Origin of the sequence: Glutamicibacter endophyticus, assembly GCF_048457885.1 — a bacterium.
Lineage (GTDB): Bacteria > Actinomycetota > Actinomycetes > Actinomycetales > Micrococcaceae > Glutamicibacter > Glutamicibacter endophyticus.
In genome coordinates, this window is sequence record NZ_CP174200.1 from 2,350,771 (window position 1) to 2,363,284 (window position 12,514).

Here is a 12,514-nt window from a genome sequence, read left to right on the forward strand (position 1 = left end):
CGACACACCTTCAAGAACTAGGAGTTCACATGCGTAAACAACGTTTGGGCGCAATCGCGGCGGCAGCCGCTGCCGCCACCTTGGCCCTGACCTCGTGCGGTAGCAGCGGCGGGGGCGGCGGTGGCGAAGGCGACACCGTGCGCATCGGTATCAAGTACGACCAGCCGGGTCTGGGCTTCAAGGAAGGCAACAGCTACACCGGCTTCGACGTCGACGTGGCCAAGTACGTGGCCAAGGAGCTGGGCTACGACGAGAACAAGATCGAATGGGTCTCGGCTCCTTCGGCGAACCGTGAAACCCTGCTCGAGACCAAGCAGGTCGACATGATCTTCGCGACCTACACCATCAACGACAAGCGCAAGCAGCGTGTCGGCTTCGCCGGACCGTACTTCGTCGCCGGTCAGGATCTGCTGGTGCGTGCCGATGATTCCTCGATCACCGGCAAGGACTCGCTCGACGGTAAGAAGCTGTGCTCGGTCACCGGTTCCACCTCGGCCGAGAACGTGCGCAAGGACGTACCAGGCGTGGAGCTGGTGGAGCAGAGCGGCTACGCCGAATGCCTTGGCCTGCTCGAGGGTGGCAATATCGATGCCATCACCACCGATGACATCATCTTGGCCGGTCTAGCCGCCACCGACGCCAACAAGGGCAAGTTCAAGGTTGTCGGCAACCCGTTCAGCGAGGAGCCGTACGGCGTCGGACTGAACAAGGAAAGCGACAAGTGCGAGGCCATCAACACCGCCATCCAGAAGATGATCGACGATGGCGCCTGGAAGGAAGCGCTGGATAAGAACACCGAGGGCACCGGCTACGAGCCGAATGCCAAGCTGAACCCGCCCACGAACTTTGAGGCCTGCAGCTAGCAGCTCACCCGTGGATTGATCACGAGGCGCCACGCGCCAGCATGAGCTGCGTGTGGCGCCTCGCGCGTCAACGACTATTTCCGTCAACCAAGGAGAAAATGCCGTGGAAGGCTATTTAAGTCTTTGGGATGAGTATGGCTCCCGCATTATGGAGTCGTTCTGGGCCAACCTCCAGCTCACGTTCTGGGCCGCCTTGGCCTCGCTGGTGCTGGGCACCATCTTGGCGATTATGCGCATCAGCCCCATTCCGAGCCTGCGGGCCTTTGGTGCCGCCTATGTGAACATCATCCGCAATACCCCGCTGACGATCATCCTCACCTTCGGAGTCTTGGTACTCTTCGGCGTTTTTCAACTGAAGCTCACCAACGATTTCGATCTGAACTTCTTCCAAATCGCCATCATCGGCTTGAGCATCTACCACGCGGCGTTCTTCTGCGAGGCCATCCGCTCGGGCGTGAATACCGTCCCGCTTGGGCAGGCCGAGGCGGCCCGCGCCATTGGGCTCAGCTTCCTGCCGGCTGCCTGGCTGGTGATTTTGCCACAGGCCTTCCGTGGAGCGATCGCCCCGATGGGCAACGTGCTCATCGCCCTGATTAAGAATACGACGGTGGCCATTGCCGGTTCCGTCGCCGAAATTTCTGGCCTGATGAAAACCATGCTGGAGTACCGCGCGGATGTCGGTGTACTGATCTTCCTCACCGTGGCCCTGATGTTCGTCATCGTCGTGCTACCCATCGGCGCGCTGGTGACGTGGCTGTCTAAGCGATTGGCGGTGGCACGATGAGTAGCACCTCGCAGTCCGTACTCTTCGACGCGCCAGGGCCGAAGGCCAAACGTCGGATCCTGATCTTCAATATCCTCGGGATCCTGCTGGCAGTGGCCCTGATCGTCTACCTGTTGCTGGCGCTGAACGCAAAGGACCAGCTCAACCCGGTCCGTTGGCTGGTCTTCACCGAGGGCTCGGTGTGGAGCAACTATCTGCTGCCCGGGTTGATCAACACCCTTAAGGCCGCGGCGATCTCCATCGTGACCTCGCTGCTGTTTGGTTTCATCTTCGGCATGGGCCGACTGGCCCACAACAAGGTGATCAACGCGATCAGCTCGGTAGTCGTGGAATTCTTCCGCGCGGTGCCGGTGCTGTTGATGATGCTGTTCCTCTGGATCATGCTCGCCCGTAGCGGTCTGGTCCCGCCGGCCGACTCTCCCTTTATCGCGGTGGTCATCGGTCTGACGTTGTATAACGGTTCGATCGTGGCCGAGCTGATCCGTTCGGGTGTGCACGGTCTGCCCAAGGGGCAGCGCGAGGCGGGTATCGCCATTGGGCTTACCCGCGGCCAAAGCCTGCGCCTGATTGAGGTGCCCCAGGCACTGACCGCGATGTTGCCGGCGTTGATTAGCCAGTTCATCGTGATCTTGAAGGACTCGGCACTGGGTTACATCATCAACTTCAACGAGTTGCTGTTCAACGGCAAGCTGGTCGGTACCGGTAATTCGAATACCCTCCAGGCTCTGGTCGTCGTCGCGCTGGTCTTTATCATCTTGAACTTCGGTCTTTCCAAGCTGGCCGAGCTGGTCTCCAGCCGGCTCAGCAGCCGTGTCGGCATTGCCGCCCCGGTCAAGGAAGAGGTCGAAGCCGAGGTCTAAGCACCAAAGCCCGCCACGCAAAAGATCCCGTAGTCCCCGCCGCGAATATTCGCAGGGGGCTACGGGATCTTTGTGTGTTCCTAGGCGCTGGCCTGCAGCCAGCTACGCAAGCTGTTCAGGCAGCGACGGATATCTTCCTGCGCCACATGCTCGTCGTCGGTGTGCGCCAGCAGCGGATCGCCGGGCCCGAAGTTCACCGCCGGGATCCCCAGCGCCGAGAAACGCGACACGTCGGTCCAGCCGTACTTTGGTTTGGGTTCGGCACCGATACTCCGCACCAGCGAGGCGGCCACCTCGCGGTCCAGTCCGGGGCGGGCGCCTTCGGCACCGTCGGTGCGTTCGACCTCGAAGCCGGTGAAGAGTTCGCGGACGATCTCTTCGGCCTGCTCCAGATTCTTGTCCGGCGCGAAACGGTAGTTGACCTCGACCTCGCAGTAATCCGGAATCACATTGCCGGCGACCCCGCCGGTAATCCGTACCGCGTTCATGCACTCGCGGTAATCCAAGCCTTCAACGGTCACCGTCGCGGTGTCGTACTCGGCCAGCCGGGCCAGGATCGGGGCCGCCGCGTGGATCGCGTTGCTGCCCATCCAGGCGCGCGCCGAGTGCGCGGCCACCCCGTGGGTGCGCACCACGAAACGGCTGGTCCCGTTGCAGCCGCCTTCCACGGTGCCGTTGGTCGGTTCGAGCAGGATCGCGAAGTCGGCTTCGAGCAGCTGCGGGCTGTTCCGGGCCAGGCGGCCCAGACCGGATTTTGCCGCTTCGACCTCTTCGTGGTCGTAGAAGATGTAGGTGACATCGAACTGGGGTTCGCGCAGTTCGGCGGCCAGGGCCAGCTGTACGGCCACCCCGCCCTTCATATCGGTGGCGCCGCGCCCGTAGAGCACCGAATCGATCACCTGGGATGGGACGGTGCCCCGGGCTCCTTCGGTGCGGGGCAAGGGCACGGTGTCGAGGTGTCCGGCCAGTACGACGCGGCGTTCGCGGCCCAGCTCGGTGCGGGCCACAATGGAATCCCCGTCGCGGTGCACCTTAAGGTGGCCCAGCGCGCGCAGCGCCGTTTCGACGGCGTCGGCCAAGGCCCCTTCATTCCCGGAGACCGATTCAATGTTCATGATCTGCTCGGTCAGCAGCGCAACATCCTGTTCGAGGTTCAGCACGGTGGTGCCCACGACGGACTCCTTCTGTAAATTACTTCCACCCAATGTCATCTACAAACGTTACCCTCCGTTGGAACGATACGATCAGTGCATGACTTCAGAGCTAACACCAGAGAATAAGTCCGTCCGCGTTGCCTCCGGCCACGGACTGGCCACGGTGGCCCAGGACGGCACCGTGCTGGACGTGTGGTATCCCGCCCCGGTGCTCGGCGATATCGAAGACGCTAAGGAACTTTCCGGCGAGCTGTCGGCCATCGCCGCCGACGACGCCGAGCGTGGCACCACCCAGAAGGTCGTCTCGCTGACCGTCGACCTCGATGTGGCCCCGGCGGACACCGCCGATGTGTGGCTGCGCCTGCACCTGCTCTCGCACCGCCTGGTGCGCCCCAACAGCATTAACCTCGATGGCATCTTCGGCCACCTGGCCAACGTGGTGTGGACCAACTTCGGTCCCTGCCAGGTGGAGAACTTCGAGCTGACCCGTCTGAAGCTGCGCAGCCGCGGCCCGGTCGTGGTCTACGGCATTGACAAGTTCCCACGCATGGTCGACTACGTGACCCCGAGCGGCGTACGTATTGCCGACGCGGACCGCGTGCGCCTCGGCGCCCACCTGGCCGAGGGCACCACGGTGATGCACGAGGGCTTCGTGAACTTCAACGCCGGCACCTTGGGCACCTCGATGGTCGAGGGTCGTATCTCCGCCTCGGTGGTCGTCGGCGACGGCTCGGATGTGGGCGGCGGCGCCTCGATTATGGGTACCCTCTCGGGCGGCGGCAAGCAGCGCATCGTCATTGGTGAGCGCGTGCTGCTCGGCGCGAATGCCGGCGTCGGCATTTCCATCGGCGACGATTCGGTGGTTGAGGCCGGCCTGTATGTCACCGCCGGCACCCGCGTGCTGGTCGATGGCGAGAGCGTGAAGGCACTGGAACTCTCCGGTGTGCCGAATCTGCTCTTCCGCCGCAACTCGCTCAGCGGTGCCGTGGAGGCACTGCCGCGCAACGGCCAGAAGGTCGAGCTGAACAGCGCCCTGCACGCCAACTAGTCGCAGAAGAATACCGTCTGCTCCCTTCGGTGAACCCACCGGGGTGCAGACGGTATTTCTGTGCCCTGTTCACGGGAAGCTAGGGAAACATCACGCTGGCGATCGGCTCCATATACGAGTGGAAGGCCGCACCGTCGCGCAAGAGATTGTGGCTGGCCACAATGGTCCCGCCCCCACCCAGCCAGGCGCGGGGTTCGCTCAGCGGCACCTGAAGCACCCGGATGTTGGTTTCGGTATTGCTCTGACCGGCATGCTCAACACCCTGATCGAGCAGGATCTTCTCCAACTCCTGGATGCGTTGCGGGACGTACTCGACCGCGGCCCGGGTGAACTCCCGATGGTGCTCATCGGCGAAGACGATCGCCTGACCATAGTGGGCCGACGCCACGCGCGCCAGCTGCGGGTACCCCCGACGTTCAAGTTGCAGGGGCAAATCGTGGGTGGATTCCAGTTGGTTGTGCGTCGGTCCGTGCATGATGGACTGCCACCACGAATCCCATTCCTGTTTGATTTGCCCGTGGGTATCCCAGCGGCCGCCACGGATCTTCACCGTATGGGCCAGCGTGCTATTCGGGCCAACTTCCGTATGCGTCAAACCTGCCAAATCCCGCAGGAATAAGGCCATCACCGCGTAGGGATCCGAGTCGATACAGATCGACCAGTTTTGGCCACGTCGAATATACATGCGCACCACCACCAAGCACACGCGAATCGTCTTGTGCCCATAGCATACGCCTCACAGAGCGCTTAAAACAGGGCGCCGAGGCATCATCCTCGATGATGCCTCGGCGCCCGGTGGATCGCTGGTACGCGCGGGGTTAGACGCCCGGGTAGTTGCGCTCGGTGTTGCCCGTGTACAGCTGACGCGGACGGCCGATCTTGGTCTCCGGGTCCTGATTCATCTCGCGCCACTGGGCGATCCAGCCCGGCAGGCGTCCGATGGCGAACAGCACGGTGAACATCTTCTCCGGGAAGCCCATGGCCTTGTAGATCAGGCCGGTGTAGAAGTCGACGTTCGGGTAGAGCTTGCGCTCGATGAAGTAATCGTCGTTCAGCGCCTTCTCTTCCAGGCTCAGCGCAATGTCGAGCAGTTCGTTGCTGCCCTGCTTGGCCAGGATGTCGTGGGCGGTCTTCTTGATGATCTTCGCGCGCGGGTCGTAGTTCTTGTACACGCGGTGGCCGAAGCCCATCAGGCGGACGCCGTCCTCCTTGTTCTTCACCTTCTCCATGAAGGTTTCCGGAGTCATGTCCGAGGCGGCGATTTCGCGCAGCATCTTCAGCACGGCCTCGTTGGCACCACCGTGGGCGGGGCCGGAGAGGGCGTTGATACCGGCGGAGACCGAGGCGAACAGGTTGGCCTGGGCCGAACCGACCAGACGCACGGTGGAGGTCGAGCAGTTCTGTTCGTGATCGGCGTGCAGGATCAGCAGGGTGTCCAGGGCCTTGACCATATCGGGGTCGAGATCATACGGCTCGGCGGCTAGGCCGAAGGTCAAACGCAGGAAGTTCTCGACGAGGTTCATCGAGTTATCCGGGTAGAGCAGTGCCTGGCCGATGGACTTCTTGTAGGCGTAGGCCGCGATGACCGGCATCTTCGCCAGTAGGCGAATGGTCGATACCTCGACGTGCTCCTCGTCGCTGGCGTCGAGCGAATCCTGGTACCAGGTCGACAGCGCCGAAACGGCCGAGGACAGCACCGGCATCGGGTGGGCATCACGCGGGAAGCCGCCGAAGAAGCCCTTGAGCTCCTCGTGCAGCAGGGTGTGACGTCGGATCTTGTGGTCGAACGCTTCCAGCTGCTGCGGGGTGGGCAGTTCACCATAGATGAGCAAGTAGCTGACCTCGATGAAGTTCGAGTTCTGGGCCAGCTGTTCGATGGGGTAACCGCGGTAGCGCAGGATCCCTGCGTCACCGTCGATGTAGGTGATGGCGGACTTGGTTGCCGCCGTGTTCATGAAGCCTGGATCGTAGGTAACGGCACCCGTAGTCTTGAGCAACGGGGCGACGTTCAAGCCTGGATTGCCTTCGGCAACCGGCAATACCGGTAGCTCTAGGTTCTTGTCACCAAAATTCAGCGTTGCAGATTTAACATCTGTCATTGCATCTCCTAACCGGAAAAGCGTCTCGTTCCGAAAGGTCAGTCGTCAGGAAAGAACATACCCCTAAGTGGCGTGCGAGAGCTAATCACCACGACATGTTCAGCGGCGCGTAGCCGATTCCAGCCGCGCCACTGCGGCCGCAATTCGTTCGTCGGAGGCGGTGAGGGCGATGCGCACATGCTGCTCCCCCGCCGTTCCGTAAAAAGCGCCTGGACCTGCGACGATACCCAAATCTGCGAGCTGCGAAAGGGTGTCCCAGCAGGAGCGTGCCTCGGTGCACCACAGGTAGAGCCCGGCCACCGAGTCATCAATGCGCAACCCGAAACGCTCCAGCGCCGGTCGCAGTGCGTCACGGCGGGCCTGGTAGAGCTCTTTCTGGGCCGCCACGTGCGCGTCGTCGTCCAAGGCCACCGCCATCGCGTGCTGCACCGGGGCGGGCACGATCATCCCGGCGTGCTTGCGGCTGTTGATCAGCTGCGGCATGAGATTCGGCGCACCGGCCACGAAGGCGGCGCGGTAGCCGGCCAGGTTCGACTGCTTGGACAGCGAGTACAGCGCCAGCAGATCGTTCAGGTCTCCGCCGCTGACCTGCGGATCCAGCACGCTGGGCACCTGCCCGGCGTACTGGCCCCAGCCCAGTTCGGCATAGCATTCATCCGAGGCCACCACGGCACCCAAGGCACGGGCCTGGTCGACGAGCTCTCGCAGCGATGCGGCGTCGCGCACCTTGCCGGTTGGATTGCCCGGGGAGTTGACCCAGACCAGCTTCAGGTTGGCGCGCTGCTCGTCGGTCAGCGTGTTCAGGTCGTCGGTGGCGATGGCGGTGGCACCCACCAGCAGCGCCCCGATGTCATAGGTCGGGTAGGCGATCTCCGGGCGCACGATGACATCCCCGGCCCCGAGGCCGAGCAGCAGCGGCAGCCAGGCCACCATCTCCTTGGAACCGACCGTGGGCATCACGTCGTCGACGCTCAGCTGCGTGACACCACGGCGCCGGGCGTACCAGCGCACGATGGCTTCGCGGACCTCGAGGGTGCCATGGGTGGTCGGGTACCCGTGGGCGTCGCTGGCCTCGGCCAACGCTTCACGAATGATGCCCGGAGTGGGGTCGACCGGGGTGCCGATGGACAGATCGACCGTTCCCCCTGGATGTTCGGCGGCGCGCTCACGGTATGGGGCGAGCTGATTCCAAGGGTAATCGGGAAGCTGCAACATGCGCGGGAAACCTACTCCTGGTTCTGTGGGGGCAGCGCGCTGATGTAGGGGTGGTCGCTGCCGGTGTTACCAATTTTAGCGGCACCGCCGGGCGAACCCAGCTCGTCGAAGAACTCGACGTTGGCCTTGTAGTAGTCGGCCCACTCATCCGGCACGTCGTCCTCGTAGTAGATCGCTTCCACCGGGCAGACCGGCTCGCAGGCACCACAGTCGACGCACTCGTCCGGGTGGATGTACAGGCTACGATCACCCTCGTAGATGCAGTCGACCGGACATTCCTCGACGCACGCCTTGTCTTTTACGTCGACGCATGGCTGGGCGATGATGTAAGTCACGGGAACCGGGACCTTTCCTTGCAGTGTGGTTGTTACGCGGTAAGTGGTGTGCAGCTCATTCACGGCGCATTGAATCTTGCACCAACTCAAACTACAGTCTAGACCTGTTCTCCTGCGGAAATACCGTTGCCCGAAACGCTGTGACGTAATTGACTGGTCACATTTCCCCGTGTGGCGTTTAGTTTTCGTTTCTTGACATGAAGGTGGTGGGTGGGTGCTGAACCTCGACGAGCTGACCGAGGCGGACCGTATCGTGCTGCGCTACCGGCTGGCCGAGGGCTCCGATTCCCCGAATACTGCGCAATTCTCCGATGTGTTGGGCTATGTGGTGCAGGTCGATCCGCGGGTGATTCGCCTGCGCACCCGGGGCGGGATCGTCGAGGTCGAACGCGCTTTGATTACGCGCGCCAAGCGAGTCCCACCCCCTCCGGTACGGCGGCCGAGGTCATCGGGCGTCGCAGACTAGCGGAACCGCGGCGAAACTGTGCTAGGCACGCGTTCCGGGTCACAACTGGGTCACATGTGATTTGAAAATGCCAATCACTCACCGAAAATCGCGTATGCTGGCTATATGCCCACCGACGAAATGATTCAAGCCCGGGCCCGGGCGTTGAGTTCGCCCCTGCGCTTGCGAATTCTGCGGCTGTGCCTGCATGAACCGCGAACGAACAAGGAGATCGCCGATATTCTCCAACTGAATCCGGCCACCTCCTTGCACCATGTGCGCACGCTGGTCAGCAGCGGTTTCCTCGAGGCGCTCGAGGCGCGCAAGGGTAATCGCGGGGCCAAGGAAGTGCCCTACCGCAGCACCCGCCAGTCGTGGGGCACGCGCATCCCCGACGCCGCACCACTGTTGGTGGAGACCTTCCTGCAGGAAATCGACGGTCTGGACGCGCAAGAAATTCAGGTGATGCGCGTGGGTTTGAAACTCTCCGAGCAGACCCAGAAGGAAATGCTGGGCCGGATCCGAGCCGTGGTGGAAGACTACGCCATGCGCGAGCCGGAGCCAGGCGGAGTAGCCACTTCGCTGTTCCTGGCCCACCACTTGGATCTCACCGGCAACGAGTAGCCGAAGCACACGAACGAAAATGCCCTAACCCCGCGCGGGGTTAGGGCATTTTCTGTGTGGAACGTTAGCCAGCGCGCTGTAGCCGCAGTACCTTCAGGGCCCGCAGCAGGCCAATGACCGCGGGGATGATCATCCCGTACATCCACAGCAACGACACCACGGTCGGGGCCGGCAAATACTGCAGGTACCCGATCGACAGAATCAACTGGTCATTGCCGAGGAAGGAGATCGCTCCCACGAGCACATAGCACAGCAGCAGGCTCAAGGCTCCGGCCCAGAGCTTGCCGCTGGCGACTGTGGCCCAGTAGACCAGCACCCCCAGCAGCGCCCAGGCCAAGGCCAAACCCCAAGGCAGCGGAATGTCCCCGAGGTAGGTCAGCGAGGCATGCGCCAGCGTTCCAAACACGGCGCCGACCAGGGCGGCCACCCCGGCGCGCCACAGCCCGCCGAGAGTGCCGCCCTTGGCACCCGTGTTAGGCGCGGGCACGGTTGCGGGCAGCCTTTGCGCGGTCGGTGGCGTTCAGAATGACCTTGCGGATGCGGATCGCCTCGGGGGTGACCTCGACGCACTCGTCTTCGCGAGCGAATTCGAGCGACTCTTCCAGGGTCAGGGTGCGCGGCGGGGTCAGGTTCTCGAAGCTGTCCGAGGATGCGGCACGCATGTTGGTGAGCTTCTTTTCCTTGGTGATGTTCACGTCCATGTCATCGGCGCGCGAGTTCTCGCCGACGATCATGCCCTCGTACACCTCTTCGGTGGGCTTGACGAAGAAGCTCATGCGCTCCTGCAGGTTGATCATGGCGAACGGGGTCACCACACCGGCACGGTCGGCCACGATGGAGCCGTTGATGCGGTATTCGATGGCTCCGGCCCATGGCTCGAAGCCTTCGGCGATGGAGGCGGCAATACCGGCACCGCGTGTTTCGGTCATGAAGCGGGTACGGAAACCGATCAGGCCACGGGCCGGAACGATGAATTCCATGCGCACCCAGCCGGTGCCGTGGTTCGACATGTTGGTCATGCGGCCCTTGCGCGACGCCATCAGCTGGGTGATCGCGCCGAGGTACTCCTCGGGCACGTCGACGGTCATGTGCTCCATCGGCTCGTGCACCTTGCCGTCGATCATCTTGGTGACAACCTGCGGCTTACCCACGGTCAGCTCGAAGCCTTCACGGCGCATCTGCTCCACGAGGATGGCCAGCGCCAGCTCGCCACGGCCCTGAACTTCCCAGGCATCCGGACGCTCGGTCGGCAGCACCTTCAGCGACACGTTACCGATCAGTTCCTTGTCGAGGCGGTCCTTGACCTGGCGTGCGGTGACCTTTGCGCCCTTGACGCGACCGGCCAGCGGGGAGGTGTTGATACCGATGGTCATCGAGATCGCCGGGTCATCCACGGTGATCAGCGGCAACGGCTTCGGGTTCTCCAGGTCGGTGAGGGTTTCACCGATCATGATGTCTTCGATACCGGCCACGGCCACGATTTCACCCGGGCCAGCGGATTCGGCCGGCACGCGGGTCAGACCCTTGGTGGCCAGCAGTTCGGTGATCTTCACGGTCTTCAGCTCGCCGTCCTGGCGGGCCCAAGCAACCTGCTGGCCCTTGCGCAGGGTGCCGTTGAAGATACGCAGCAGCGCCAGACGGCCCAGGAATGGGGAGGCGTCGAGGTTGGTCACGTGCGCCTGCAGGACCTCGCCCTCTTCGTAGGACGGGGCCGGGACGTGCTCCAGGATGGTCTGGAACAGCGGCTCCAGGTCCTCGCTGTCCGGCAGCGAACCGTCGGCCGGCTGGGTCAGCGAGGCGCGGCCGGCCTTGCCCGAGGCGTACACCACCGGCACGTTCAGCACGGAGTCCAGATCCAGGTCCGGAACTTCGTCGGCCAGGTCGCTGGCCAGGCCCAGCAGCAGGTCCATGGAGTCCGAGACGACGCCGTCGATGCGGGCGTCGGGACGGTCGGTCTTGTTGACCACCAGGATCACCGGCAGCTTCGCGGCCAGCGCCTTGCGCAGCACGAAGCGGGTCTGCGGCAGCGGGCCCTCGGAGGCGTCGACGAGCAGCACCACGCCGTCGACCATGGACAGGCCGCGCTCGACCTCGCCACCGAAGTCGGCGTGACCCGGGGTATCGATCACGTTGATGGTCAGGTTCTTGCCCTCGGCGGAAGGACCGGAGTAGAACACGGTGGTGTTCTTGGCCAGGATGGTGATGCCCTTTTCACGCTCCAGCTCGCCGGAATCCATCACGCGGTCTTCGGTTTCACCGTGCGAAGAGAACGCACCGGTCTGCTGCAGCATGGCGTCGACCAGGGTGGTCTTTCCGTGGTCAACGTGGGCCACGATGGCAACATTGCGAAGATCTTCGCGAATCGTCGTGTTTTCTGACATGCGTGAAGGCTCACTTCCGCTAGAGAGTTTTAGGGTCATTGGGTCGGGGCCACAGTTGACCCAAGATTCTATTTTACGCGCTCCCACCAAAAAAGCCGCGTCAGCGTGTTGTACGCAACAGCGCGCGGGTATCTGGCGGTGCTATTCAGCCGGTGGGGGCCCAGAACCGCAGCGTCGTTCCGCCGTCATGACGACGAACCGTCGGTTGCTGCCGATCGGGGCGGCCGCCGACCTTTTCAATGGTGGCCCGCGACCCGGTATTGGACTCGTCGCAGGTGATCAGCGCCTGGTCGACGCCGGAGGCGTGGAGCCGCTGCAGGCCGAAGCGGGCCAGCGCCTCGGCCACCCCTTGGCGGCGGTAGGCCGGGCCCACCCCGTAGCCTAGGTGGCCGGCCACCGAGGCGAGGAAGGCATTCAGTTCATAGCGTACGCCGAGCCGGCCCAGCAGCTCCCCGTCGCGTTCGGCCACATAGAATCCGGCACGCACCCAGCCCTCGGGAATGTCGCGGCCCTCCTCGTTGGCCAATTGCCGGGCCACGTAGTCGGCGAAGGACTCCTGCTCACCGCGTCCGACGAGGAACTCGAATTCGTCGGCCAGCAACTGCTCGTGCAGGGCTTCGGCCTGCTGCCGATCGCTGGGCCGCAGCTGGCGGATGATTAGTCGATTCGTTTCACTCACCCTTTCATCCTTGCAGATCAGCGAGCA

At 63.2% G+C, this 12,514-nt stretch carries 14 protein-coding genes; 6 read left to right on the forward strand and 8 right to left on the reverse strand.

Translation table 11 applies throughout. The features are described 5' to 3' along the window. Positions 1 to 29 precede the first annotated feature (29 nt). From ACJD00_RS10890 to ACJD00_RS10900, 3 genes are all read left to right on the forward strand, one after another. On the forward strand, positions 30 to 863 hold the full coding sequence (locus tag ACJD00_RS10890) for a glutamate ABC transporter substrate-binding protein (protein ID WP_418907020.1): 834 nt from the start codon (positions 30 to 32) through the stop codon (positions 861 to 863). Between the two features lie 103 nt (positions 864 to 966). Then, positions 967 to 1,647 (forward strand): amino acid ABC transporter permease, encoded by a 681-nt coding sequence (locus ACJD00_RS10895; RefSeq protein ID WP_309406397.1) that lies wholly within the window; start codon positions 967 to 969, stop codon positions 1,645 to 1,647. Further along, positions 1,644 to 2,507, forward strand: coding sequence for an amino acid ABC transporter permease (locus ACJD00_RS10900; RefSeq protein WP_418907021.1), 864 nt, complete (start codon positions 1,644 to 1,646; stop codon positions 2,505 to 2,507). The genes ACJD00_RS10895 and ACJD00_RS10900 overlap by 4 nt, the downstream gene beginning before the upstream one ends. Before the next feature lie 80 nt (positions 2,508 to 2,587). Here ACJD00_RS10900 and dapE read toward each other — a convergent pair whose 3' ends face one another. Beyond that, positions 2,588 to 3,679: a succinyl-diaminopimelate desuccinylase gene (gene dapE, locus ACJD00_RS10905; RefSeq protein ID WP_418907022.1), complete on the reverse strand. Its 1,092-nt coding sequence runs from the start codon at positions 3,677 to 3,679 to the stop codon at positions 2,588 to 2,590. A gap of 79 nt (positions 3,680 to 3,758) precedes the next feature. On the opposite strand from dapE, the gene dapD reads away from it, so the two are divergent. Next, the gene (gene dapD / locus ACJD00_RS10910; RefSeq protein WP_309406392.1) at positions 3,759 to 4,709 is read left to right on the forward strand and encodes a 2,3,4,5-tetrahydropyridine-2,6-dicarboxylate N-succinyltransferase; all 951 of its coding nucleotides are present in this window, start codon (positions 3,759 to 3,761) and stop codon (positions 4,707 to 4,709) included. A 79-nt stretch (positions 4,710 to 4,788) separates the two neighbouring features. Here dapD and ACJD00_RS10915 read toward each other — a convergent pair whose 3' ends face one another. The 4 genes from ACJD00_RS10915 to fdxA form a co-directional block, all read right to left on the reverse strand. After that, complete coding sequence (locus ACJD00_RS10915) at positions 4,789 to 5,394, reverse strand: hypothetical protein (protein WP_418907023.1); 606 nt, start codon at positions 5,392 to 5,394, stop codon at positions 4,789 to 4,791. A gap of 133 nt (positions 5,395 to 5,527) precedes the next feature. Further along, positions 5,528 to 6,808, reverse strand: a complete 1,281-nt coding sequence (locus tag ACJD00_RS10920) for a citrate synthase (protein WP_309406390.1) — start codon at positions 6,806 to 6,808, stop codon at positions 5,528 to 5,530. A 99-nt stretch (positions 6,809 to 6,907) separates the two neighbouring features. Continuing rightward, positions 6,908 to 8,023 carry a succinyldiaminopimelate transaminase gene (gene dapC / locus ACJD00_RS10925; RefSeq protein WP_418907024.1) on the reverse strand — a complete coding sequence of 372 codons (1,116 nt, stop codon included), beginning with the start codon at positions 8,021 to 8,023 and terminating at the stop codon, positions 6,908 to 6,910. Between the two features lie 11 nt (positions 8,024 to 8,034). Next, the gene (fdxA, locus tag ACJD00_RS10930; RefSeq protein ID WP_309406387.1) at positions 8,035 to 8,358 is read right to left on the reverse strand and encodes a ferredoxin; all 324 of its coding nucleotides are present in this window, start codon (positions 8,356 to 8,358) and stop codon (positions 8,035 to 8,037) included. Between the two features lie 214 nt (positions 8,359 to 8,572). On the opposite strand from fdxA, the gene ACJD00_RS10935 reads away from it, so the two are divergent. Then, positions 8,573 to 8,824, forward strand: coding sequence for an acetyltransferase (locus ACJD00_RS10935; protein ID WP_418907025.1), 252 nt, complete (start codon positions 8,573 to 8,575; stop codon positions 8,822 to 8,824). Positions 8,825 to 8,929: 105 nt separating this feature from the next. Continuing rightward, on the forward strand, positions 8,930 to 9,427 hold the full coding sequence (locus tag ACJD00_RS10940; RefSeq protein ID WP_418907026.1) for a helix-turn-helix domain-containing protein: 498 nt from the start codon (positions 8,930 to 8,932) through the stop codon (positions 9,425 to 9,427). A gap of 64 nt (positions 9,428 to 9,491) precedes the next feature. Here ACJD00_RS10940 and ACJD00_RS10945 read toward each other — a convergent pair whose 3' ends face one another. From ACJD00_RS10945 to ACJD00_RS10955, 3 genes are all read right to left on the reverse strand, one after another. Further along, positions 9,492 to 9,914: a hypothetical protein gene (locus tag ACJD00_RS10945; protein WP_418907027.1), complete on the reverse strand. Its 423-nt coding sequence runs from the start codon at positions 9,912 to 9,914 to the stop codon at positions 9,492 to 9,494. After that, positions 9,901 to 11,808, reverse strand: a complete 1,908-nt coding sequence (gene typA, locus ACJD00_RS10950; protein ID WP_418907028.1) for a translational GTPase TypA — start codon at positions 11,806 to 11,808, stop codon at positions 9,901 to 9,903. Before typA ends, ACJD00_RS10945 begins: the two co-directional genes overlap by 14 nt. Positions 11,809 to 11,953: 145 nt before the next feature. Next, a complete protein-coding gene (locus ACJD00_RS10955; RefSeq protein WP_418907029.1) occupies positions 11,954 to 12,487 on the reverse strand; it encodes a GNAT family N-acetyltransferase in 534 nt (177 codons plus the stop codon). Positions 12,488 to 12,514: the final 27 nt, after the last annotated feature.